Below are 23,468 nucleotides of genomic sequence, written 5' to 3'. Positions count from 1 at the left end.
GCCAGCGCAGGAACGTGCGTCATGGCGAGAAGCCACGAAAGGAAAGCGAAATGCTGAAGAAGGCAATGGCCGCGGCGGCGGTCGCCGTGTCCGTCGTAGGTGTGTCGGCGGCGGCCGCCCCCCAGGCGCTTGCCATCGGCAACGACCACGGCACCACGTCGCTCAGCGGCAACGAGGCCAAGGAGACGTTCGGCAACAGCGTGACCTCGGGCAGCCAGAGCCCGCAGGCCACCCTGGTCCAGGGCTCGCTCAACAAGCTCTGTGTGGGCCTCCCGGCCAAGGCCGACGTCCAGTCCCTCCTCGCCGGCGTCAACGTGGGCGCGCAGGACATCCCCGTCCTGTCCTCGCCGCAGACCCAGCAGTGCGCCGAGAACTCGACGCAGGCCAAGGGCGACGAGCCGGTCTCGCACGTCCTGGACGACATCTCCGTACTCGCGGGCAACGGCGCCGGCAACAACTGAGCCGGCCGAACCCCGAGACCGCCCGGCGGGCACGCGGACGTCCGCGTGCCCGCCGGGCGGTTTCTCATGCTCCCGCGCGCGTGGAAATGGGCCGATGTCGGCCAAGGTGTCAATTCTGTGGGGGCGTTCGAGTGAATTGACGGGTGGTATGCGTTCCGTAGTTTCTTCCGCTGTCTATTCCTCGTTTTACAACTGCCGGTCATGGTGCGAGCCGTTGAAGCTGTGCTCGCTCGACCGAAGCCGCTCGTGGGTTTCGGCCGTCAAAAGGGCATGACCGCAGAGAAGGGAAAGTCTCATGAACAAGAGCGCTGTTGTGCTCGTCGGCGCGATCCTGGCTCTGGGTGGGGCGGCCCCCGCGTTCGCGGACTCCGGCGCGGAGGGCGTCGCCGCGAACTCGCCGGGCGTTGTCTCGGGCAACACCATCCAGGTGCCGGTGCACGTTCCGGTCAACGCCTGCGGCGACTCGGTGGACGTCATCGGGGCGCTGAACCCGGCGCTCGGCGCCAAGTGCGACAACGACTGAGTGCAGTAACCCGACGCCTCAGCCCACCGGCTGTGTCGTGGCCGGCCCCGGACCTCTTTTCTCGTTCCGGGGCCGGCTTTCCCATTTCTACGAGCAGGAAGACAACGACATTGCGACAGACCCTCAGCAAGGGCGTGATCGTGGCCGCCGCCGCGACGGGCATGCTGTCCTTGTACGGCGGCCTGGCACTCGCCGACTCGGACGCGCACGGCGCCGCACGGCAGTCGTCCGGGATGGTCTCCGGCAACACCGTCCAGGCCCCGGCCGACACCCCGGCCGACGTCTGCGGCGGCTCCGCGAACGGCACCGCCGCGCTGAACCCCGTCTCCGGCTCCTGTGCCGGCGGCCACGAGTCCGGCGGTGACGGGGACAAGGGCAGGGGCGCCACCAACGCCGACCCGGAGGACGAGGCCGACTACAGCGACGACGTGGCCCAGGCTCCCGCGCCCAACAAGGGAAACGATTCATCTGCGTCCTCGCACGGCGAGGAGGACAAGGCCGACGGTCCCTCGAAGGAGGAAGAGGAGCACTCTGCCGAACCCTCGTACGGGCACGAGGAGCCCGGCCAGGCGCCCTCGTACGGCGATGAGGAGCACTCCTCCCCGTCCGCGTACGGGGAGGAGAAGCCCACCAGCGCGCCCTCCTACGGCAAGGACGAGCACTCGGCCCCGCCCTCCTACGGCGACGACGAGCCCACCCAGAAGCCTTCGTACGGCGACGACGAGCCCACCCAGAAGCCCTCGTACGGGGACGACGAGCCCGCTCCGAAGCCCACGTACGGGGACGACGAGCCCACCCAGAAGCCCTCGTACGGCGACGACGAGCCCTCTCCCGAGCCGTCGTACGGTCAGGACGAGCCCACCCCGAAGCCCTCGTACGGGACCGACGAGCCTTCACAGAAGCCGTCGTACGGGGACGACGAACCCTCTCCCAAGCCGTCGTACGGCGACGACGACCATGCGAAGCCGCCCTCCTACGGCGACGACGACCACTCGACGCCGCCCTCGTACGGCGACGACGACACGCCTCCGCCCTACGGCGGCCACGGGCATCACCACCACCATCACGGAGGCAGGCCCCACCTCCCGCACACCGGTGGCAACGCCGAAGCCATGATCGCGGCCTCGGCGGCGAGCGCCGCGCTGATCGTGGCCGGGACCACCCTCTACCGCCGGGGCCGCCGCGCAGCGTCCCGTCGCTGACGTGCCGGGTGCCGGGTGCCGGTGCCCCCGTGCCCGGCACCCCGGCTGTTCGGCCGTACGGGGGGTGCGGCCACCTGTAAGACGTAACCGCGTTGGCGGAGCCCCCGTTCGTATGACTGGGTGTCAGTAACAGCAGCCGCCGGGCGAGCAGGCGGGCGTGCGGGAGAGGGAGGATCCCGGCATGGCTCCACAACGGCGAAGGGCCCGGTACCGGCTGACGCTGATCGCGGCCGGGATCACCGTCGCGGCGGTCCTGGCCGCGGGACCCGCCCCCACCCCGGTGACCTCCGCACCGGCGCCACCCGCACCCACGGCGCCCCCGTCCGCGGCCGGCGCACCCACGGCCTCCGCACCGGCGACGCTCCCCGGCGCGGCCTCGCCCCAGCCCACGAAGGGGGCCGCCGGGATCGCTCCCTTCGGTGCCTTCCTCGACTCGGGTCCGCTCGGAGTGGCCCGGATGTCGGGGCTGCGCCGCTGGCTCGGCGGCACCGAACCGAAGGTCGCCCACACCTATCTGCCCGGCGGCAGCTGGACCGACATCGAGGCCCCGCCCGGCTTCCTGGACGCGTGGGCGGCGTGGCGGCGCGCGCAGGCCGACCGCACGCTCGTGCTCAACGTGCCGATGCAGGAGCGCAACGAGGAGAACGTCTCCGACGAAGAGGTGCGCGAGCTGCTCCGGCAGGGAGCGGCCGGGGAGTTCGACCAGCACTTCCGGACGCTGGCCGAGCGGCTGGTGGAGTCGAAGGTGCCCGACACCGTGCTGGTCCTCGGCTGGGAGATGAACGGCATCACCTACACCCACCGCTGCGGGCCGGACCCGGCGGCCTGGAAGACGTACTGGAAGCGGATCGTCAGGACCATGCGGTCGGTGCCGGGACAGCGGTTCCGGTTCGACTTCACCCCGAGCCGCGGCCGGGACGCCGTTCCCTGGACCGAGTGCTACCCCGGGGACGACACCGTCGACATCATCGGCATGGACGCCTACGACCAGCCGGCCGGGCTGTCGTTCGACGAGCAGGTGAAGGAGCCCTACGGGCTGCGGCAGCACGTCGACTTCGCCAAGGCCCACCACAAGCCCGTCTCCTACCCGGAGTGGGGGCTCTTCCGCAACGGCGACGACACCGCCTACATGCGGGGCATGCTGGCCTGGATCGAGGAACACAAGCCGCTGTACAACACACTCACGGACTACTGTCCGCACGGCGTGTGGCAGTGCGCGCAGAACCCCCGCTCGTCCCAGGTCTACCGGTCCTTCCTGTACGGCCGCGGCGAGCAGCCGGCCGCTCCGGCACCGACGGCCTCCACGCCGGCCCCGCAGCCCACGAGGTCCACCGCGCCCGCACCGGAGCCGGCCGGCGACTGCCCGGCCCCGGACCCGCACGACTGGCTGGAGAACTGGCTCGGCCGGAAGTTCTGCCTCGACTGGTGAGCCCGCGGCCGGCGGGCCCCGGCGTCAGCCCGACGGCCGCTCCCGCCACCGGCGCAGCACGCTGCCGCCGCGCCGCCGGGCGGACGCGCCGAACAGCGTGGCCGACAGCAGCGGCGCGGTCCGCCGCCGGGCCATCAGCAGCCGCTGGTTGGCGACCGGTTCGGGCCGCCAGTGCATCTTGTACGGCTCGTTGCCCCGCAGCAGGCTCAGCGTGCCCGCTCCGTCCGCGCCGCCGGTTTGCGCGGCCTGCTCGCTGCAGGCGTCCAGCAGCATCACGGCCACGTCCGCCTTGCTCTCCCGCAGCCGCGGATGCGCGCCGTACAGGTAGCCGCCGGCCAGGCTCCGGGACCGCAGCGTCAGGTCGACGGCGAGCACGTCGGCGCCGATCCGGAACTCGGTGACGACCGCGTTCCCGGAGCGGACCAGCTCGGGGACCGCGCGCACCAGATGCTCGCGGAAGCGGGGCAGCATGTGCTCGGCCGTCACCTTGCGCTCCTGCCACTGCAGCCGGTGCAGTTCCAGCATCCGGTGCAGCGCCGCGGCCGCCTCGTCCGGCCGGGCCACGTGCCGCTCCACACCCAGCGACGTGTGCCGCCGCAGTTGCGCGCGCACCCGCTGGGCCCGCTTCGTGGGCAGCCGGGCGGCCAGTTCGGCCAGCGGGACGGCGGGCAGTTCCAGGCACAGCGAGTCGCGGATGGTGCGGCGCGGTCCGCGCCAGCGGTCGTAGACCCGCTCCACCGCACCACCGGGCCGCACCTCGCGGAAGTCGACCAGGGCGGTGCGGGCCGCGTCCCACAGGCCGTCGGCGAGGGCGTCGGCCGCGGGCCCGTCGTCGGCGTCGTCCAGCAGCACGTCCCCGTAGTCGGAGATCGCCCCGCCCAGCGGCACCAGCGCGGGCAGCGGGCGGTGGACCAGCATCAGCGGCGCCGCGCCGACCAGTTCGTCACCGGAGCGCACCAGCAGCACCCGGAGGCGGCCCGGGCCGCCGTAGGAGCGCCACCACGAGTGCAGCCAGGCGTGGTGCTGGAACGGCGTCGCGGTGGCGCACCGCTCGTACAGCCGCCCCCAGGCGGGGGCCAGCGCGGCGAAGGCGTCCGCGTCGGTGACCAGGTCGGTGGTGTGGGCCCGGACCGCCGGGCAGAGGGCCGTCACAGCTGGCCGTGGGCGTCGGAGGCGAGGGCCGGGCCGGGGACCGACGCCGGGCGCAGCTCGGCCCCGGCCTCGTCCTCGGGCCGGCGCCGCGGCCGCACCAGCAGCACCAGGGCGCCGAGCAGTCCGCCCGCGCTCGTCCCGACCAGGCCCGTGACCACGGGGGAGGCCGAGGTGGGCGCGGTCGGCCGCGGGGCCCGGGAGAACTGCACCAGCTCGACATGCGTGTCGGCCTTGGTGGCGTTGGCGTGCTGGGCGAGGGAGCGGGCGACCGCGTTGGCCATGTCGGCGGCCTTGGCCGGGCGGCCCGAAGTGGCGGAGACGGCCACCATCGGGGCGTCCGGCGAGGTGGCCGTGCGCACGCTGCCGCGCAGGGTGTTCACCGGCACCCCGGCCCACACCTGCGCGTCGCCGAGCACCGCGAGGTCGGTGGCGACCCGGCCGTAGGCCTGGGCGAAGCCGACCGCGGCGGCGGAGTCGGAGCTCTCGGTGGGCACGGCGATGACGTAGCTGGTGGCCGTGTACACCGGCGGCTTGAGCACGCCGTACGCGCCGCCGGCCAGCCCGCCCGCGAGGACGCCGGCCGCCACCAGCGACCAGGGCGGGAGCGCGCGCAGGCGCCGGAAGCGGGCCGGGCGGGAGTGCCGGGTGGGATTCTCGGTCATGGCGAGCTGACTCTCTCGGGAGATCGGGACCTGGGGAACGTGCCGGCGAGCGCCGCCGTGTAGACGTCCATGAGCCGTGCGGCGCTGCGGGTGATGCAGTAGTGGCGGGGTGCCTCGGGAGCGGTGCGGGGGCCGGGCCCGGCGGCGCGCACCCCGGCGAGCGCGCGGGCGTAGGCGTCGGCGCCGCCCGTGACGCGCAGCGCGTCCGGGGCGGCCTCGGGCGGCAGGTCCTCGACGGCCGGGCAGGAGGCGTAGCGCACCGGCAGCCCGGCCGCCAGCGCCTCGACGACGGCCAGCCCGAAGGCCTCCTCCGTGGACGGCGCCGCGAGCACGTCCATCGCCGAGGTCAGCGCGGGCAGTTCGGGACCGGGCGAGCCGTCCGGGGCGTAGGGCCGCTCACCGGTGAACAGCACCCGGCCGGTGACGCCGGCCCGCTCGGCGGCCCGGCGCAGGGCGGCCTCCTCCGGGCCGCCGCCGACCAGCAGCAGCCTGCAGTCGTCCGGGAGCTGCGCGAGGGCACGGATCAGGACGTCGAAGCGCTTGCCGGGAGCGAGCCGGCCGACGCCGCCGATGACGAACGCGTCGTCCGGCAGCCCGAGCCGGGCGCGGGTGAGCCGCCGCCGCACCGGGTCGAAGCGGAAGCCGTCCAGGTCGATGCCGTTGGGCACCACGGCGATGCGCGGCCGGGGCACCCCCCACAGGGCGAGGCGGTCGGCGACCGTGGGGGAGACCGCGACGGTGGTCCGGCCCAGCCGCTCGCCGGCCAGGTACAGCGCGCGCACGCCCGCCGTGAGCGGCCGCCCCTCCATCTGGGAGTCGCCGAGGGAGTGTTCGGTGGCCACCACCGCGCGCACCCCGGCCAGCCGGGCGGCGAGCCGGCCGTACAGACAGGCCCGGTAGAGATGGGTGTGCACGAGGTCGTAGCGGCCGCGCCGGATGACGCGGGCCAGGCGGGGCAGCGCCGCCACGTCCCGGTTGCCGCTCATCCCGAGGTGCGTCACCCGCACCCCGTCGGCGGCCAGCCCGTCGGCCACCGGCCCGGGGTTGGTCAGCGTCACCACGTCGCACCGCGCGGGCAGGTGCCGCAGCAGCAGCCGCAGTTGCTGCTCGGCGCCGCCCACCCCGAGCCCGGTGATGATGTGCAGCGCCCTCACCGCGGCCCCTCCACCGGACGGCGGCGCAGCCGGTGCAGCCGGTACTTCAGCGACAGACGCAGATCGGTGTCGTGCTCCCCGACGTACACCCGGGGGAGGGCGTACGGGCCGGTCAGCGCGCCGGGGGCGATGGCGCAGGCGTAGTCGTAGCCGGCCTCCCGCACGGCCTCGGCGGCGCGGGCGTCGACCCTGCCGTACGGATAGCAGAAGCCGGTGACCGGAGCGCCGGTCAGCGTCTCCAGCAGGGCCCGGCTCTCGACGGTCTCGGCCTTGAGGGTGAGGTCGTCGGCCCGGGTCAGGTCGACATGGGTCAGACCGTGCGAGCCGATCTCCACACCCGCCCGGGCCGCGCGCCGGATGCCGTCGGCGGTCAGCAGCGGCTTGCGCGGGCCCAGCGGGTCCCACGCGTTGTCGCCGCCGAGCCGCCCGGGCAGCGCGAACAGGGTGGCCGTGCACTCCCAGCGGGCCAGCACGTCGGCCGCGCCGGTGAGGAAGTCGGCGTAGCCGTCGTCGAAGGTGAGCCCGACCAGGCCGCGCCCCTGTCCGCGGGCCCGGGCGGCGAGCAGTTCGCGCACCGACACCCCCCGCAGGCCGCGGCCGCGCAGCCAGCGAAGCTGCCGCTCCAGCCGGCCGGGCGTGACGGTGATCCGGTACGGGTCGTCGGCGCGGTCGCCGACCGAGTGGTACATGGCGATCCACGGGACGCGGCCCGGTCCGGCGGCGGCGCGGCGGGGCGACTCAACGGAGGACGGCATGGGCGAGCCTTCCGGCGAGGGTGCGGACGAATCGGATGGCGAAGGTGCAGCCCTGGGCGCCCAGGGCGTGGCCGAGCAGGACGAACACGACGGTCACGGTGGTGCCGCCGGCCAGCAGGCCGGCGAGCGGGGCGGCGGGCAGGCTCGCGGCGAACGCCCCCGCGGCGGTGGCCGCCGCCGCGGCCCGCAGCGGCCGGCTCAGCTCGCGCAGCACGCCCCGGGCCCGCACCGGCACGCTGCGCGAGGCCGGCCCGGACAGCAGCAGCACGGCGGTGACGGTGATCCCGGCGGCGTTGGCGGCGGCGATGCCGAGGACGCCCCAGGAGCCGATGGCGCAGGCGCCGGTCCAGGAGGTGACGACGATGCCGGCGGCCATGGCGGCGAGCGGGTACCAGGTGGCGCGGCCCGCCGAGAAGTGGGAGCGGACCAGCACGCCCGTCAGGGTCTGGCCGAGCAGGCCGAGGGCGTACACCCGCATGACGCCCGCGGTGGCGGCGGTGTCGGCGGCGGTGAACGCGCCGCGCTGGAAGAGGAGCTGGATGATCTGCGGGGCGCAGGCGAGAACGGCCGCGGTGCCGAGCAGGACCAGGGCGGCGGCCACCGCCAGATCGCGCTCCACCCGCGTCCTGGCGCGCTCGGTGTCGCCGTCCGCGAGGGCCCGGGCCACCACCGGGAAGGTGACCGTGCACAGCATCATCGACAGCATCATCGGGATCTGCGCGACCTTCTGCGCGTAGTTCAGGTGCGAGATGGCTCCGGCGGGCAGTTGCGAGGCGAGGAACCGCTCGATGAGCACCTGCGACTGCCGGCACAGCCCGAACAGCAGCACCGTGGCCATCAGCGTGACGTCCACGGGCCGGGCGGCCGCGGCGTCCCCGGAGGCGGCTCGCGTCACCGTGCGATCACGCAACCGGCGGACCAGGTCCGGAAGTTGGACCAGGACCATCAGGCACCCGCCGGCCGCGACCCCGAACGCCGCCGAACGCACCCCCCAGTGGCCGCCGAGCGCGAACATCGCCGTGATGACGGCGATGTTGTACACGACGTAGATCGCGGCCGGGGCCAGGTAGCGGCCGTGGGCCCGCAGCGCCGCGCTGCAGTACCCGGCGAGCCCGAAGCTGAGCACGCAGGTCGCGGTGAGCCGGGTGCAGTCGACGGCGAGGGCGGGGTCGGGCAGCCCGGGCGCGAGCACCCCGACCAGTTGCGGCGCGGCGGCGGCGAGCAGCGCGCCCACCGCCGTGAAGGCCAGCGACAGCCGGGGCAGGCTGCCCGCCACCAGGGACCGCACGGGATCGCCGGGGGCGCCCTGCGCACGCCGGGCCAGGGCGGCGCTGAACGCCGGGATCAGCGCGAACGCCAGCCCTTCCTCGATGAGCAGCGTGGCCGCGAACTCCGGCACGGTCCAGGCGACCAGGAAGGCGTCGGTGTCCCGTCCGGCCCCGAAGAGCCGGGCCAGTGACTGGTCGCGTACCAGCCCGAGGAGGGCACCGGCGACCGAGAGGGAGGCGGTGACCAGGGCGGCGCGGGCTAGGAAACGGGGGACGGGCGGGGCGTGTCCGGGAGCGGCGGCGGACTCCCGGCCGGTCTCTGGAGCGGTTCCGGACGCCGGGGCGGTGCCGGCTCCGGCTGCGGTCCCGGCCTCGGCTGCGGTTCCGGCCTCGGCCCTGGCTTCGGCTCCGGGCGTGGCGTCCGCTCCGGGCGTCGCGTCCCCTCGTACGGCCGTCCGCGCGGCCGGTACGGACAGCCCGCCCGCCGGTCCCGCACCGGCGGATTCCGCCGCCGGCCCGGCCGGCCCACCGGCTTCGGGTTCCGCCGCCGGCCCGGCGGGTGCCCGGGGGTCCCGAGGTTCGCGGGACGGGATCGCCGTCACCGCGCGGCCGCCTCTCCCGGCTCCGGGTCGCGTTCCGCCGTGGCGGTGCCGGACAGCGCCCACCAGGCGGCCAGTCCGAGGCACACCGCGGTCAGCACGGTCGAGGGGCCGCCGATGTCGGCGTAGGCGAAGTCGACGAGCTGCCAGACCAGCAGTCCGCAGGCGACCAGCGCGCACTCCCGGCCCCCGCGCGAACGCCGGGTCCGCCACTGGTTCCGCAGCGCGCACACCAGCAGGGCCAGCCAGCCGCCCGCCAGCCCCAGCAGCCCGAGAAGGCCCTGCTCGCCGAGGACCAGCAGGTACATGTTGTGCGGGGAGAGCAGCGGCTGGCGGCGGAAGGCGGCGCCCGCGCCCGCGGTGTCGCTGCCCGAGGACAGCGCGAGCGAGGCGTGGCCGTCCCGGTACTCGGGGAAGCCCTTGAGACCGACGCCGGTCAGCGGATGATCCCGCCACATGTCGGTGGCCGCCGCCCACATGGTGTACCGGTCGGTGACGGACTGGTCGGGCGCGTCGGCGACCTGGGCGATGCTGTCGAACCGCTCCTGCAGCATCGCCGTGCCCACCCCGAACCCGCCCACCAGGACCACGCTCGCGGCCACCGCCGCCGCCCCCACCCGCAGCGCCCGGCGCGGACCGGCCAGGGCGAGCTGGACGGTGACGGTCACGACGGTGGCGATCCAGGCCCCCCGGCTGAAGGACAGGGCGAGCGGCGGCAGCAGGGCCAGGGCGCAGGCCGCCGCGGTCCACCGCTCGCGCCCCGTGGCCCGGCCCAGCGCCAGGCCCACCGCGCAGACCAGCCCGAAGGAGACCACCGTCGCCATTCCCATCACGTCCGACGCCCCGAAGGTGCCCACCGCGCGGACGTCCTCGCCCTCGTACGACGCCCCCGTGCCGGTGACGTACTGGTGCACCCCGAGGATCCCCTGCCACAGCGCGAGCGCCACCAGCGACCAGGCCAGCAGCCGGAAGTCGCGCCGGTCGCGGATCAGCAGGAGGACGGCGGCGGGTACGAGGACGAAGATCTGCAGGTAGCGGCCGAGGCCGGTGATCCCGGCGCCCGGTGACACCGCGCCCATCGCGGCGAGTGCGAGGCCGGCGACCGGCAGCCCGAGCACGACGGCGGCGGTGCGGGACAGCGGGCGCCGGCGCCCGCGCAGGAGCCGTACCGCGCAGTGGGCGACGACCACGGCGGACACGGCGTCGGCCGGGCCCGCGCCGCCCTCGCCGCCGGGCTGGCCCGGCAGCGCGAGCAGCGCGACCACGGCCACGGCGGACAGCACCGGTGAGGGCCGGAACGGGCGGTGGAGCGGCAGGGCGAGGCTCATCGGTCAGCTCCCCGCCGACCGCACGAGCGCGACCGCGGTGCGCAGCATGATGCAGACGTCCTGCCACAGCGACCAGTTGTCGATGTAGGCGTTGTCGAAGCGGGCCCGGTCCTCGATGGAGGTGTCGCCCCGCAGGCCGTTGATCTGGGCGAGCCCGGTGATGCCGGTCCGCATGCGGTGGCGGTCCGCGTAGCCGGGGTGGGCCTGGCTGAACAGGGAGACGAAGTAGGGCCGTTCGGGACGCGGCCCGACCAGGCTCATGTCGCCCCGGAACACGTTCCACAGCTGTGGCAGCTCGTCCAGCGACGTCTGCCGCAGGAAGCGGCAGAAGCGGCGCATGTCGCGCTCGCCCGCCACGCTCCACCGGGTGGCCGCCTCGTGCTGGTCGACCGGGCGGTGGGTGCGGAACTTCAGCAGGGTGAAGGGGCGGCCGTCCTTGCCGATGCGCTCCTGCCGGAACAGCACCCCGGGTCCGTCGGTGAGCCGGAGCACCACCGCGCACACCAGCAGCAGCGGGGAGACCGGCACCAGCAGGGCCCCGGACACCAGCACGTCCAGCAGCCGCTTGCCGAGGTCCCCGCGCCGCCCGGAACCCGGGTCCAGGCCGCGCACCGCGAACCCGGCGAGCTGGTCGCCGGACCCGTGCGCCGGGCTCTCCGGGTCGACCTCCCACACCGTGCAGCCCGCGTCGAGGAGCATGCGCAGCAGCGGTGCCCGCTCGGTGCGTACGGCCGGTGCGACGGTGAGGACGACGCCCACGCCGTTCTGGATGAGCGCCCGCCCCACCTCCTCGTCCGTGGTGAGCACGGGCAGCCCGCCCCGGCCCTCGTGGTGTCCGGCGACGACGCCCACCGGCCGTACCCCGCAGCGCGGATGCCGCAGCAGGGCCGCGGCCACCCGCTGGGCGGTCGCGGCGGGGCCGATGACCAGCGCCGGGCGCGGGCGGCCGGCCAGGACGGCGCGGCGCCGCCAGTGCACCGCGCCGCGCCCGGCGCAGGCCACGGCCGCGTGCAGCGTCCAGCCCAGCAGCAGGCTGCGGGCGGACAGCGCCAGAGCGGGGTCGCAGGCCGCCCGCAGCGTGGCCACGGCGAGCCAGGTGACCGCGATCCGGCCGCAGACGGCGGGCAGTTCGTCGAGTACGCCGAGCACCGGCCGCGCCGCACGCGGCCGCAGCAGTATCGTGCCCGCCACCAGGAAGGCGGCCATTAACGGGCGGTGGAAGACGCCTTCCAGGGCCAGCGCGCCCGCGCACGCGGCGAGCACGTCGGCGGCGAGCAGGGGCAGCGGCGAGGCGGGCCGCGCGGGCGGCCGGCGCACCGGGATCCGGGACCCGCCGGTGGCGCGGGCGGGCAGCACCGAGAGGGGCGAGAGTCCGTGGTCCCATGGCTGGCCGCCGGTGGAGGGGACGGTACTTTCCGCGGTCACGAGAGGATGGACTCCCTGCGCTCGAAGGACACGGGTGGCCGGGGTCCGAGGAGTTCGCGGTAGAGGTCCGCGACCCGCTCGGCGGTGTTCCGCACGTCGTGCGTGGACAGGACATGACGGCGCCCCTGGTCCGCCAGGGCGGCACGCAGGGGGGCGTCGGCGAGCAGCAGGGCGACGGCCCGGCCCAGGGCGACGGGGTCCGCCGCCGGCACCAGACACCGGGGCGCGAGGGCCGGTGGCAGGCTCTCCCGGGCGCCGTCGACGTCGGTGAGCACGACGGGCCGCCCACAGGACAGCGCCTCCAGCGGGGCGAGGGCCATGCCCTCCCAGCGCGAGGGCAGGACCACCAGGTCGGCGGCCCGGTACCAGGGCACGGTGTCGGCGACCGCGCCCGCGAAGCGGACGGAGGGGTGCGCCCGCGCGCGCAGCGCGTCCCGGTCGGGTCCGTCGCCGACCAGCACCAGCCGGGCGTCCGGCGCCGCGCGCCGGACCTGCTCCCAGGCGCGCAGCAGCACGTCCTGGCCCTTCTGCCGGCACAGCCGCCCGACGCAGACGACGAGCGGTGCGGACGGATCGAGGTCCGGCAGGAGCGCGGCGCGGGTGGATTCGGTGGGCGTGGCCGCGGTGGGCGCGGGGGAGAAGCGGGCGATGTCGATGCCGTTGGGGATGACGGCGTACGAGGCGTGCACTCCGGCCCGCACGCCGGTCGCGCGCTCCGCCTCGCTGACGCACACCACCCGGTCGGCCCACCGGGCGCCCCGACGTTCCCAGCGCAGAGCGAGGCCCGCGGTCACTCCGCCGACGGCCTCGAACGACCATGCGTGCGGCTGGAACACGGTCGGGATGCGGCCGCGTACCGCCAGCCGGGCGGCGAGCCCGGCCTTGGCGCTGTGCGCGTGCACCAGTTCGGGCCGCACCTCTTCGATCAGACGTGCCAGCCGCCGTACCTCACCGGCCAGCCCCGGCCCCGGTGACCGCGCGGCCCGCCAGGGGCGGAATCCGGCGCCCATCCTCCGCAGTTCCGCGCCCAGTTCACCGCCGGGACAGCCGGCCGTGACCCGTACGCCGGAGGCGAGCTGAGCACGTGCCAGGTCGAGCACGACACGGGCGACCCCGCCGTCGACGGGCTGCGCGAGATGCAGAACCCGCGGCCGAGGATCGGGTGCCGGCTGGTGCATTCTCGGGTTCCTCGCTCACAGGGGCGCTCGGGGCTGAGAGTTGGTACGCGTGTCGTGCCGGCGCGTCCACGGCCACGAGGTGTGCGCCGGTCCACGCCACGTCCCGCTGAACAACGAGCCGGAAGCCCGGCTGGTCACCACCGCGCCGCCGAGCCGGGCCTGCTTCGAACACTTCTGCGCGTTGGCGAGTCGGGGTACGCCGTACGGCCTCCCCGTACCTGGTGGAGAGGGCAGCAACTCTATGCGGCATGTGGATTAATCGGAAGAAACCGGACATGTGTGTCGGAATGGTGAACGGGTGCTTCGGCGGCACATCACCCCTTTGGCGGCGGAACCCCGGCGGCTGCCACGCGTTGACACAGCGCTGGGCATCCCGCCCGGATGTTTGTGTCGATCCCAAGGAGCACTTCTCCATGTCGCGTATCGCGAAGGGTCTGGTTCTGACCTCCGCCGCCGTCGCGGCCGTCGCCGGCGGTGTCGGCGTGGCCGCCGCCGACTCGGGTGCGGACGGCCTCGCCGCCAACTCCCCGGGCGTGCTGTCGGGCAACGTCATCGAGGCCCCGATCCACGTGCCGGTCAACGTCTGCGGCGACACCGTCGACGTCATCGGCCTGCTGAACCCCGCGTTCGGCAACGGCTGCGCAAACGACTGACACCCAGGCGCATCCCCTTCGCCGGCCGCCCGCCCGTGCAGCACGCACGGACGGGTGGCCGGTTCGCGTTCCGCCCTCCCCCGGATGCTCCACCCGGGCGCCGAGCGGTTGCGGTACGCCATCGGCGGTTCAACGGTGGGCTGAGACCCCAGCCCCATCGAAAGGAACCCGCATGCGTGTGCTGCCCCCACGGCGTCTCGCGTCCGCCACCCTCTGCGCCGCCCTCCTGGTCGGCGTCGCCGGCTCCGCCGCCGTCGCCACCGACCTGGCCGGAGAGCGCACCCAGGCGGGTTCCCGCTCGGCCGTCCCCGGCGCCGAACCGCTGCTCGCCCGGATCGAGGCCCTGAGCGGCACCGGCGCCGTCCCCGCACCCGTCAGGGAGCTGCTCGAACGGTCGCTCCACAAGGGCCGGCTGACCCCCGCCGAGGCCCGACGGCTCGGCGAGGCGGCCAAACGCTCCGTCACCGAGGCGGCCACCGGGACTCCGGCGACCGCCGCCACACCGGCCGCGCCGACGAACGCTCCGGCACCCTCCATGGACCCCACGCTGTCCACCGCCGCGTCGCCCTCCATGGCGGCCGTACCCGGGGCGGCCACGCCCTCCGCGGCGACGGGTCCCGCGGCTCCCGCCACGCCCGCGCTCCCCGCCGACGGCACCATGAGCCAGACCCTCGGCATGCACGTGCCCGCGCCGGATCCGCTGGCCGCCGACGGTGCCGCCCGGGTGGCGGCGCCCACCGCCCGGGACGCCGCGAGTGACGTGCTCGCCACACTGACCGGCGCGATCGACGCCCTGGTCAAGGCCGTCGTCGCCGGCCTCGACGACGTACTGCCGGCCGCCACCGGCGTGGTGAACGGCCTGCTGGGCCTGCTCAAGCCGCTCCTCCCCGGCACCGGGACACCGACCCTGGCGCTGCCCAGCGTGCCCGCCCTGCCCAGCCTTCCGGCGGTCCCGGCGCTGCCCACCGGGTGACCCTTTACCCGCCTCCGCCTCGGCCGTCCCGCGCACCGGCGCGGGACGGCCGAGGCGTCTTCCTACCCGAGGGCATCTCATATGCCTTTTCGCGACGGGGTTTCCGGTCCGACGGCAACTCGTTAGGCAGGACGTCAGAATTCCCCGGGGTGACGCGAGTTGCCGAAGGAAGGAACACGATGAAGTCCCTCAAGGCCGCCGCTGTCGTTGCCGGTTCCCTGGCCCTCGCCGGCGCCGCCGCACCCGCGTTCGCCCAGAACTCGGCCGACCTCAGGCCCACCAGCCTCAACGGCGCCGTGGACACGATCGCCCACCACCCCCTCACCGTGCACGACGTGATGCCGCTCAAGCACCAGTCGGACGCCCTCAGCACCGAGAACAAGGACTCCGTCCTGCACACGGTCAAGGACGCCACCACCACCGTGAACCAGCAGAACCCGCTGCTCGGCGGCATCCCCCTGCAGGGCTGACACACCGGCCACGCGACGAAGGAGGGCCGGTCCCGCACCACGCGGGACCGGCCCTCGGCGCGTTCGAGACCGCTTCCCTCGATCGTGTGGAGCGGTACCCGGCACTGGGCCGAAGGGGTGAGAGGCCCCCGAACCATGCCGTACCCCGTCGGTAGGGTCGCGCGGTGACCTCCACCTCAAGCGCGCCTCCCGCCCGCCTCGCCGACCTTGGCACGCTCGTCGTCCTGGCCTGGAGCGGCGAGGCACCCGACGGCACCGACATGCCCTATCTGCTGGGCTACTCCCTCGGGGACGCCGAGGGCGGCCCGGAGGCGACGTCCGCCGCGGTCGAGCGGTTGCTGGTCAGCAACGGGCTTCCGGTCGGCCAGGACGTGATCGACGGCGCCAGACGACCCAGCCTGCCCGTCAGCCTGCTCGTCGAGGCGGGACAGGCCGTCGTCACCATGCCCCAGCTGGTCGCGCAGGCCGACGCCCCGCCGGAGTGGCTCGCCGCCGTCGCCGCACGCGGCTACGCCTACCTGGTCTTCACCACCCGCGCGTGGCCCGAGGGCGCGCCCGGCAAGGTGGTGGAACCGGCCGTGCTGGCCGCGTTCGCCGGTGCCGAGGAGACCCTCACGGCCGCCGCGCACATCGTCCTGCCTGCCCGCCGTCTGCGTGGCTGATGCCGTGGGCCCGGTCCATGGGCCAGGCCGACTAGCCGATGAACGACGAGCCCAAGAATAACCGGATGATGAATGACGAGCGCATGAGCCCATGAACCGAAGAACGCACGAATGACGAAACGAAGAGTGATCGGCTGACGAATGACGAGCCGATGACCGACGAGCTGATGAATGAAGACCCTAGGAACGAAAACCCTAGGAAGGAAAGTCCTAAGAGCGAAAACCCGAAGAGCGAAAACCCCAAGAGTGAGGACCTGATGAGTGAAGAACCGATGAGCCGACCGGTCGCAGGGCGGCCGGCTGGGGCACCCGGCCGTATTCCGCGCGCCGCGTACCGCCGGATGGCCCTCATCGGTGACTCGGCCCGGGTCCTGTCGGTTACCGATACGGACATCTGATCCCGATCGAGGAGTGAGAGATGGTCGTCGGTGCCGGAGGCGTCGCGGTGGGGGCGAATCAGCAGGTCGCGGCAGGCGGCCGCAGAGTCTCCCGCAGAGAGGCGGCCCGGGCGCTGCTCGGCACCGGCGCCGCCCTGGCGCTCGCCCCGGTCGTCGCCGCCTCCCGCCCCCTGCCGGCCGGGCCCGGTCCCGGGGGCAGCTCCTTCGACGAGACCTACCGGGGCCGCCGCATCCAGGGCGCCCTGGTGCCGATCGCCGGGCGCCGCAAGGCCGACGGCGACTGGGAGGTCACCATCGACGGGCACCCGCTGCACCTCATGCGCCGGGCCGACGGCACCTGGCTGAGCATGGTCGACCACTACGGCTCGTACCCGACCGCGCTGGAGGCGACCCGCGCGGCGGTCGACGAGATCGGCCCCGGGCAGCAACTGCGCGACCTCGCCCCCGGCCCGGCCGTCGGCGAGATGGCAGGGCACCACATGGGAGGGCGTCATGGCGTACGTGCGTAAGGACGTCAGCACGCTGACCCGCACCGAGCGCCGCAGGTTCGTCAACGCGCTGCTGGAGCTGAAACGGCGCGGCGAGTACGACGAGTTCGTGCGCATGCACATCGACCACTACGCCGCCGACGGCGAGACCGGGCTGCGCTCCGCCCACATGGCCCCGTCCTTTCTGCCCTGGCACCGCCAGTTCCTGCTGGACCTGGAGCGGGCGCTGCGCCGGGTGGACTCCTCGGTGACGGTGCCGTACTGGGACTGGACCCGGAACCGTACGCGGACCTCCGTGCCGTGGACGGCGGACCTGCTCGGCGGCAACGGGCGGCGCTCCGACCGGCAGGTGACGACCGGCCCGTTCGCCTACTCGGCGGGGCACTGGACCATCAGGGTGGGGATCACGGACGGCAAGTACCTCACCCGGGACCTGGGCCGGGCCGCGAACCCCATCGCGCTGCCCACCAGGAGCCAGTTGCAGTGGGCCCTCGACGATCCGGTCTACGACGCCCGGCCCTGGGACTCGACGGCCACCACGGGGTTCCGCAACAAGCTGGAGGGCTGGGGGCCCGGCAGCGGCAGCGCGTCCTGGCGCAACCACAACCGGGTGCACCGCTGGGTCGGCGGTGTGATGCTCGGCGGCGCGTCCGTCAACGACCCGGTGTTCTGGCTGCACCACGCCTTCCTCGACCTGCAGTGGCACCGGTGGCAGCTCGCCCACCGCAGCCACCGCTACCTGCCCGCGAGCCCGCCACCTTCGGGCGACCGGCAGCACGGGCGGATCGTCGCACGGCACCAGAAGCTGCCGCCCTGGGACGTGACACCGGACCAGCTCGAGGACCTGAGCGGGATCTACCGGTACGCGTGAGCGGAGCGCGGACACGGCAAGAGCCCCGGCGCTCGAGGTGCCGGGGCTCTTCGCTGTCCGTGCGGCCGGATCAGTTGCCGTAGGCGCCGGGGCCGGGGTTGCCCGGGGTGACCTTGTGGTCGCCGCCGTTGCCGCAGACGTTGCCGAACGCCGGGTTCAGCGCGCCGATGACGTCGATCGTGTTCCCGCACACGTTCACGGGGACGTGCACCGGAATCTGGGCCGTGTTCCCCGACAGCACGCCGGGCGAGTCGAGGGTCCCGCCCCCGGCGCTCGCGTCGGCCAGGGCGAGGCCGGCGCCGCCGATCACCACGGCACTCGTGCCGAGGGCGACAGCGGCCGCCTTCGCGATGCGAGACATCAGGTTCTCCTTCTGGTCGGGGGTGCGGCAGCAGGACCAGCCGCCGCACTCCCCGTTCAACGGACCGGCAGCGGGCTGGTCACGCCGACCGGACGCGGATCACCCGTTCAACGGGGGCGCACCGGCCGCCACGGCGGGAGCAGAACGCCGGCCGCCGTACCCCGGGACGTCAGGGCAGCCGCCGTACCGGGGACCCGGCCAGGTAGGCCTGGATGTCCTCCACCGCCTGGCCGTAGTACGTCGCGTAGTTGGCCCGTGAGACATAGCCGAGGTGGGGCGTGGCGAGGAGGCGGGGCGCGGTGCGCATCGGGTGGGACGCGGGCAGCGGCTCGAGGTCGAAGACGTCGACGCCGGCCCCGGCGATCCGGCCCCCGCGCAGCGCGGCCAGCAGGGCGTCCTGGTCCACGATCGCGGCGCGGGAGGTGTTGACCAGGTAGGCGGTCGGCTTCATGAGGGCGAGTTCGGCCGCGCCGACCAGACCGCGCGTGCGCTCGCCGAGGGCCAGATGGACGGAGACGAAGTCGCTCGTCGCCAGGAGGTCCTCCTTGGAGGCGGCCGGTTCCACCCCGACTTCCTCGGCCCGCTCCCCGGTCAGGTTCCGGCTCCAGGCGCTCACCCGCATGCCGAAGGCGAGCCCGATCCGCGCCACCCGGCTGCCGATCCTCCCGAGGCCCAGCAGGCCGAGCCGCTGCCCGTGCAGATCGGCGCCGACGGTGGACTGCCAGGGCCCGCCCGAGCGCAGCGCCTCGCTCTCCTGGACGATCCCGCGGGCCAGGCCCAGGAGCAGTGCCCAGGTCAGCTCCACGGGAGGCGTCGACGAACTGGCCGTACCGCACACGGTGACCCCGTGCGCCTCGGCGGCGGTGTAGTCGATGACGCTGTTGCGCATCCCGGAGGCGACGAGCAGCCTCAGCCGGGGCAGGCGGGCGATCAGCGAGCCGGGGAAGGGGACGCGTTCGCGCAGCGTGACGACGATGTCGTAGTCGGCGAGGGCCGCGGCGAGGGCCTCCTCGCCCTCCAGGTGCTCGCGCAGCGCGACGACCTCCACCTCGTCCCCGAGCACCGACCAGTCGGCGGAGGCGGTGGCCACCCCCTGGTAGTCGTCCAGCACCGCGCAGCGAAGTCGCACGTGACCTCTCCCTTCCCCGCCGCGACTGTACCCGCCGGTCGAAGGCCCGAACTCAGTCGAATAGTCAGGGAAACGGAATCTGAACTGCTTCTTTCGATCCGGTGTACAACTCTTCGTCCTCTTGCTGAGTCGAACTGACGAACAACGGCGTTTGCCCCCAACGTGCACGCCTGCCCGGAAGAGGAAACCTTGCCCATGACGATCCGTCGGTTGTGCGGTGCCCTGCGTGTGCGCGGGGTGACCGAGCTGCTGCTCGTGCTCCTGCTCGGCGCGGGCTTCGCGGCACTGCCCGTCTTCGCGCTGCTGCCCGACTGGCGAGCCTTCGCCGTGGCGTCGGCGGTGACGTACGTGGTGGACGAGGTGCTGCACTCCAGGGCTCCGGGATTCGTGCGCAGGCTCGCCGCGCTGCAGCTCACCAGGCCGCTGCGGTTCGCGGTGCGCACGGTGATGCTGCTCGCGCTGGCCAGCCGGATGGACGCGCCGGAGGCGGTCCTGGTGGCGGCGCTCGCCGTCTTCAGCGCCCACTTCGCGATGATGATGCTGTACACGGCGGTGCACCACGCGATCCGCCAGCGCCGGGTGCTGCCGCTGGTCGTCCGCAACCTCGACATGGGCGGGCTGCCCATACCCAAGCAGCCGCCCGCCCTCCTCTACCGGCGGTTCCTGCGCAAGCTCCTCCACCTCGACCTGCCGGCCCACGCCGGACTCCTCGCCGCGCTGGCGGCCGGCTCCTGGCAGCCGGCGTACGCGGCCTTCGCCGTCACCGTCGGCGTGACCACCGCGGCCGTCGTCCTGCTGCTGGAGCAGTACCGCAAGGTCCGCCGCATGCCCGCGAAGGACGAGGTGTTCGCCGAGGTCAACCGGCAGCTCGCCGGATACCGCCCCGAGGTGGCGCTCTACTTCAGTTTCGCGGCCGTCTCCCGCGACTTCATGTACCAGGTCAACATGTGGATCGAGACGCTGGAGCAGCTCGACATGCGCCCGGTGATCATCCTCCGGGAGCGGGCCTCGTTCCGATACCTCAGCCGGACCTGGATCCCGGTGGTCTGCGTGCCGAAGGCCGACGACCTGGCCGAACTCGAACTCTCCGGTGTGCGCGTCGTGCTCTACCCGGGCAACGCGGGCAAGAACGTGCACATGCTGCGAGTGGCCGAGGCCAAGCACGTGTTCATCGGCCACGGCGACAGCGACAAGCTCGCCAGCAGCAACCGGGTCAGCAAGGTCTACGACGAGATATGGGTGGCCGGCCGGGCCGGCCGCGACCGCTACCAGCGGGTGCGGCACGCCATCAGCGACAGCGCCATCGTGGAGGTGGGCCGCCCCCAGCTCTCCCCGATCCGGCTGCACGCCGACCACATCCCCGGCCCGCTGCCCGTCGTCCTGTACGCGCCGACCTGGGAGGGCTGGAGCGACGACGACTGCCACACCTCGCTGATCCCGATGGGCGTCCGCCTGATCGAGAAGCTCCTCGCGGAGAACGTCCGCGTCGTCTACAAGCCGCACCCGCTCACCGGCAAGCGCTCGGCCGAGGCGGCCCAGGCCGACAAGGAGATCCGCGAGCTGCTGCGCGCGGACAACGAGCAGCGCGGCGCCGCCGAGGCGGAGGCCGCGGTCGCCGCCGCCAAGCCCCGCCTCAAGGAGATCCAGGCCCGCCTCGACGAGCTGGCCGGCCGGCACGGCGGCGACGACGCCGAGCAGATGCGCGAGGCCCGGGTGCCGGACCGCGCGGGGGCGGCCGAATGGCAGGAGCTGCGCGCCGAGTGGCACCGCATCTTCTGGGAGACCCGGGGCCCGGTCCGCCACAACGTGATCCTCAAGCAGCTCCCCACCCTCTACGAGTGCTTCAACCAGGCGGACATCCTCATCAGCGACGTCTCCTCGGTCGTCGCCGACTTCGTGGCCAGCCTCAAGCCGTACGTCCTGACCAACGCCCACGACCTGCCCGACCACGAGTTCCGGGCCGCCTACACCACGGCCGGCGGCGCCTACCTCCTCGACAGCGAGTGCGCCCGCCTGACGGAGATCCTGGACTCGGTCCGTGCCCCGCACACCGACCCCATGGCCCTGGACCGCCGCACCCTCAAGGAGTACGTCCTGGGTCCCGACCACCCGACCTCCATGGAGCGCTTCAACGCGTCCGTGAACGCCCTGGCGGCGAAGGCGGCGGCGGAGCGCGCGGAGGAGACGGCTCCGGAACTGGCGGCCTGAGCGGAAGACCCGGCGGACGGGGCGCTGATGTACTCGGGTGGACCTGAGTACCAGCGCCCTGTTCGCGTACCGGGGCGGGCCGCGACGCTGAACCCATGAGCAGAGAACCGCGGAAGCCCGCCCAGCAGCTGTTGTCGATCCTCGTCCTGGCCGGCGTGTCGATGGCGTTGTGGGCGGCCTGGCTGGGCTGGGACCAGCACCGGGACGTCCACCCCGACGGCTCGACGACCGGCCCGTACGAGGCGTGGCAGGTCATCGGGCTCGTCCTGTCACTCCTGGCACCGGTGTGCTGGGCAGCGTTCCGGCACCACGACGCGGCCGCGGTGCTCGGCACCTCGGCCGGCCTCACCATCGCCGCGTACTACGACTGGTCGGACGACTCCAGCGGCCTCTTCGTGGTCGGCGTGGGCATGGTGCTGATCGGAAGCCTCGTCGCGACCTCCGTCGTCTGCGCCGTGATCAACGCGGCGACACGGGACGGCCGGCGGGCCGGCGTCTGAGCGCGCGTCAGAGAGCGGCCAGCAGACCGTCGAGCGGCGCCGGTGCGCGATCGGCCTCGAGCGCCTCCACCAGCACTCGGCCGTAGTGGATCTTCCGCCCCTTCTTGGTGCCGAAGAAGCGCCGCAACTGCTGCTGCGCGGTACGGCCCTGCTGCGCGGGCTGACGCAGAAAGGTCCGCAGGGCCCGCTCGTCGCCCTCCGCCCGGACGAGCTCCGCCACCCGCGTCACGCCCAGGGCGCGGATGAGCTCGTCCTCCAGATCCGCCGCGCAGACGAAGAACCCCTGCCACGCGGCACCGGCCCGCTCCAGCCCACGGACGTAGAAACCACGTTCCGCCTCATCGCACAGACCCGTGAGCCGCAGCCCCAGCCCGGGCGGCCCGAGAACCCGGGCGAAATGCCCGACACTCATGGCACCGCCCATCGACACCACGCAAACCCCTTCGGCCGCCAGATCCCGCCCCCGGCGCGCCGCGAGAGCACCGACCGCGGCGACATCGCTGGGCCCTTCGAGCAGCACGGCCACCCGCACGGACAACGGCCCGGCCAGCTCCCGCGCGGGCTCACCGTCCCCACCGGCCGCCCACACACCGACCGCGTCCCGGAACGCCCCCATGTCAGCCACGCCCCGAGTCTCCGCCTCCGCGGGACCGGACCGCCAGGCAATTTAGCCCACGGTGGCGCACGGCTCCTGAGCCCGTGAGTTCCTGAGCGCTCGAGTTGCCGAGCCGGTGAGCCTCTGCCGCCGTACGAGATCCGCCGGGCGATGGTGCCCGCCTGGCGCCCGGCCTGCGGCAGGCGGGCCCGTATCCGAGCCGTGAAGGACGGATACGGGCCGCGCGTGAGGACGGGTGCGTCCCGGCGAGTTCCGGTCAGCCGGTCGAGCTGTGGGCCGGCGTCACGGGAGGCCGTACTAGAACTTGCCGCTGCACTGCAGCGGGTACAGGTCGCTGTCGAAGCGCACGCACACGCGGTACTTGTACTCCGGACCGCCGAGCATGTTCGACCAGTCGGTCTTGCCGTAGTTGGGCGTCCTCACCGACAGGGACTTGAGCAGCTTGCCGTCGAGGCTCCACTTCTCGATGGTCGCGGTCGAGTCGTAGACCGACGGGTCCGCGTTGTTCTTGACGCGTACCCAGCCGGCCAGGCAGTCGGCCGACCAACGCAGTTCCGCCACGCGGCCGTTGCTGTTCACCGTCCGCTTGGTCGAGCTGCTGTCGTCGCACTTGTAGGTGGCCGGGCCCTTGTTGTCGCACCCGGCACCGGAACAGCCGGCGGCGTACGACGTACCGGCCAGCGGAACCATCGACAGCGTCGCCGCCGCCACACCGACGAGCGCCAGTCTGGCTGTGGTCTTGCGCATGACTGAGTTTCCCCCTCAGGAGTGAGCGGTGTCCGGACACCCCGTTCGGCGCTGGGCCGTCACGCCGGAACCGCGATGGAGCGCAACTGGCTGGTCAGTGCCGTGTGCGCTGTCGGCCGATGATCTTCCCGCCGACCAGGTGAGCCTGATCCACATCGGACACTCCAGTCAACGAAATTCTTCCCAAACCTCAGCTATCAGGGCATGTTGGCCGAAAAGTGACTGGCCGCGGACGGCATCGAACACGGCCGCATGG

General features: G+C 73.8%; 25 protein-coding genes. 13 read left to right on the top strand and 12 right to left on the bottom strand.

Annotation, left to right across the window (positions count from 1 at the left end):
* The first annotated feature begins 50 nt into the window (after positions 1-50).
* From ACWCPN_RS02755 to ACWCPN_RS02740, 4 genes are all read left to right on the top strand, one after another.
* Positions 51-461, top strand: a complete 411-nt coding sequence (locus ACWCPN_RS02755) for a rodlin (RefSeq protein WP_451201991.1) — start codon at positions 51-53, stop codon at positions 459-461.
* Between the two features lie 295 nt (positions 462-756).
* Entirely contained in the window at positions 757-984 is a 228-nt protein-coding gene (locus tag ACWCPN_RS02750; RefSeq protein ID WP_451201989.1) for a chaplin, read from the top strand.
* A 110-nt stretch (positions 985-1,094) separates the two neighbouring features.
* Complete coding sequence (locus tag ACWCPN_RS02745) at positions 1,095-2,186, top strand: chaplin family protein (RefSeq protein WP_451201987.1); 1,092 nt, start codon at positions 1,095-1,097, stop codon at positions 2,184-2,186.
* 181 nt (positions 2,187-2,367) lie between these two features.
* Positions 2,368-3,615 (top strand): glycosyl hydrolase, encoded by a 1,248-nt coding sequence (locus ACWCPN_RS02740; protein WP_451201985.1) that lies wholly within the window; start codon positions 2,368-2,370, stop codon positions 3,613-3,615.
* A 24-nt stretch (positions 3,616-3,639) separates the two neighbouring features.
* On the opposite strand, the gene ACWCPN_RS02735 is transcribed toward ACWCPN_RS02740, so the two are convergent.
* The 8 genes from ACWCPN_RS02735 to ACWCPN_RS02700 all read right to left on the bottom strand — a co-directional run bounded on the left by ACWCPN_RS02735 (position 3,640) and on the right by ACWCPN_RS02700 (position 13,136).
* The gene (locus tag ACWCPN_RS02735) at positions 3,640-4,767 is read right to left on the bottom strand and encodes a GNAT family N-acetyltransferase (RefSeq protein ID WP_451201984.1); all 1,128 of its coding nucleotides are present in this window, start codon (positions 4,765-4,767) and stop codon (positions 3,640-3,642) included.
* Positions 4,764-5,429 (bottom strand): lipopolysaccharide biosynthesis protein, encoded by a 666-nt coding sequence (locus ACWCPN_RS02730; RefSeq protein WP_451201983.1) that lies wholly within the window; start codon positions 5,427-5,429, stop codon positions 4,764-4,766. The genes ACWCPN_RS02735 and ACWCPN_RS02730 overlap by 4 nt, the downstream gene beginning before the upstream one ends.
* Positions 5,426-6,583, bottom strand: coding sequence for a glycosyltransferase (locus tag ACWCPN_RS02725; protein WP_451201982.1), 1,158 nt, complete (start codon positions 6,581-6,583; stop codon positions 5,426-5,428). Before ACWCPN_RS02725 ends, ACWCPN_RS02730 begins: the two co-directional genes overlap by 4 nt.
* Positions 6,580-7,338 carry a polysaccharide deacetylase family protein gene (locus tag ACWCPN_RS02720; protein WP_451201980.1) on the bottom strand — a complete coding sequence of 253 codons (759 nt, stop codon included), beginning with the start codon at positions 7,336-7,338 and terminating at the stop codon, positions 6,580-6,582. The genes ACWCPN_RS02725 and ACWCPN_RS02720 overlap by 4 nt, the downstream gene beginning before the upstream one ends.
* Positions 7,322-9,082, bottom strand: coding sequence for a murein biosynthesis integral membrane protein MurJ (gene murJ / locus ACWCPN_RS02715; RefSeq protein WP_451202275.1), 1,761 nt, complete (start codon positions 9,080-9,082; stop codon positions 7,322-7,324). The genes ACWCPN_RS02720 and murJ overlap by 17 nt, the downstream gene beginning before the upstream one ends.
* 122 nt (positions 9,083-9,204) lie before the next feature.
* Complete coding sequence (locus tag ACWCPN_RS02710) at positions 9,205-10,533, bottom strand: O-antigen ligase family protein (RefSeq protein ID WP_451201978.1); 1,329 nt, start codon at positions 10,531-10,533, stop codon at positions 9,205-9,207.
* A 3-nt stretch (positions 10,534-10,536) separates the two neighbouring features.
* Entirely contained in the window at positions 10,537-11,958 is a 1,422-nt protein-coding gene (locus tag ACWCPN_RS02705; protein WP_451201977.1) for an exopolysaccharide biosynthesis polyprenyl glycosylphosphotransferase, read from the bottom strand.
* Positions 11,955-13,136 (bottom strand): glycosyltransferase, encoded by a 1,182-nt coding sequence (locus tag ACWCPN_RS02700; RefSeq protein ID WP_451201975.1) that lies wholly within the window; start codon positions 13,134-13,136, stop codon positions 11,955-11,957. Before ACWCPN_RS02700 ends, ACWCPN_RS02705 begins: the two co-directional genes overlap by 4 nt.
* A gap of 413 nt (positions 13,137-13,549) precedes the next feature.
* Here ACWCPN_RS02700 and ACWCPN_RS02695 point away from each other — a divergent pair, with 413 nt between their 5' ends.
* The 7 genes from ACWCPN_RS02695 to ACWCPN_RS02665 all read left to right on the top strand — a co-directional run bounded on the left by ACWCPN_RS02695 (position 13,550) and on the right by ACWCPN_RS02665 (position 17,651).
* Positions 13,550-13,789 (top strand): chaplin, encoded by a 240-nt coding sequence (locus ACWCPN_RS02695; protein ID WP_199210602.1) that lies wholly within the window; start codon positions 13,550-13,552, stop codon positions 13,787-13,789.
* Between the two features lie 172 nt (positions 13,790-13,961).
* Entirely contained in the window at positions 13,962-14,762 is an 801-nt protein-coding gene (locus tag ACWCPN_RS02690; RefSeq protein ID WP_451201973.1) for a hypothetical protein, read from the top strand.
* 179 nt (positions 14,763-14,941) lie between these two features.
* Positions 14,942-15,232, top strand: coding sequence for a hypothetical protein (locus ACWCPN_RS02685; RefSeq protein ID WP_365129686.1), 291 nt, complete (start codon positions 14,942-14,944; stop codon positions 15,230-15,232).
* Between the two features lie 164 nt (positions 15,233-15,396).
* A complete protein-coding gene (locus ACWCPN_RS02680; RefSeq protein ID WP_451201971.1) occupies positions 15,397-15,894 on the top strand; it encodes a DUF5949 family protein in 498 nt (165 codons plus the stop codon).
* A 152-nt stretch (positions 15,895-16,046) separates the two neighbouring features.
* Entirely contained in the window at positions 16,047-16,292 is a 246-nt protein-coding gene (locus ACWCPN_RS02675; RefSeq protein ID WP_451201969.1) for a hypothetical protein, read from the top strand.
* A 20-nt stretch (positions 16,293-16,312) separates the two neighbouring features.
* On the top strand, positions 16,313-16,801 hold the full coding sequence (locus ACWCPN_RS02670) for a tyrosinase family oxidase copper chaperone (protein WP_451201968.1): 489 nt from the start codon (positions 16,313-16,315) through the stop codon (positions 16,799-16,801).
* On the top strand, positions 16,785-17,651 hold the full coding sequence (locus ACWCPN_RS02665; RefSeq protein WP_451201967.1) for a tyrosinase family protein: 867 nt from the start codon (positions 16,785-16,787) through the stop codon (positions 17,649-17,651). Before ACWCPN_RS02670 ends, ACWCPN_RS02665 begins: the two co-directional genes overlap by 17 nt.
* Positions 17,652-17,721: 70 nt before the next feature.
* On the opposite strand, the gene ACWCPN_RS02660 is transcribed toward ACWCPN_RS02665, so the two are convergent.
* A complete protein-coding gene (locus ACWCPN_RS02660; protein ID WP_451201966.1) occupies positions 17,722-18,012 on the bottom strand; it encodes a chaplin in 291 nt (96 codons plus the stop codon).
* A 169-nt stretch (positions 18,013-18,181) separates the two neighbouring features.
* Positions 18,182-19,141, bottom strand: a complete 960-nt coding sequence (locus ACWCPN_RS02655; RefSeq protein ID WP_451201965.1) for a D-2-hydroxyacid dehydrogenase family protein — start codon at positions 19,139-19,141, stop codon at positions 18,182-18,184.
* A gap of 195 nt (positions 19,142-19,336) precedes the next feature.
* Here ACWCPN_RS02655 and ACWCPN_RS02650 point away from each other — a divergent pair, with 195 nt between their 5' ends.
* Together ACWCPN_RS02650 and ACWCPN_RS02645 are read left to right on the top strand one after the other, a co-directional pair.
* On the top strand, positions 19,337-21,349 hold the full coding sequence (locus tag ACWCPN_RS02650; RefSeq protein ID WP_451201964.1) for a hypothetical protein: 2,013 nt from the start codon (positions 19,337-19,339) through the stop codon (positions 21,347-21,349).
* 95 nt (positions 21,350-21,444) lie between these two features.
* Positions 21,445-21,849 carry a hypothetical protein gene (locus ACWCPN_RS02645; protein WP_451201963.1) on the top strand — a complete coding sequence of 135 codons (405 nt, stop codon included), beginning with the start codon at positions 21,445-21,447 and terminating at the stop codon, positions 21,847-21,849.
* A gap of 7 nt (positions 21,850-21,856) precedes the next feature.
* On the opposite strand, the gene ACWCPN_RS02640 is transcribed toward ACWCPN_RS02645, so the two are convergent.
* Positions 21,857-22,474: a TOPRIM nucleotidyl transferase/hydrolase domain-containing protein gene (locus ACWCPN_RS02640; protein WP_451201961.1), complete on the bottom strand. Its 618-nt coding sequence runs from the start codon at positions 22,472-22,474 to the stop codon at positions 21,857-21,859.
* 288 nt (positions 22,475-22,762) lie between these two features.
* Positions 22,763-23,212: a DUF2690 domain-containing protein gene (locus tag ACWCPN_RS02635; RefSeq protein ID WP_451201960.1), complete on the bottom strand. Its 450-nt coding sequence runs from the start codon at positions 23,210-23,212 to the stop codon at positions 22,763-22,765.
* Between the last annotated feature and the right edge of the window lie 256 nt (positions 23,213-23,468).

It is taken from the genome of Streptomyces sp. NPDC002386 (assembly GCF_053593175.1).
This window is presented reverse-complemented; position numbering and strand designations above follow the sequence as displayed.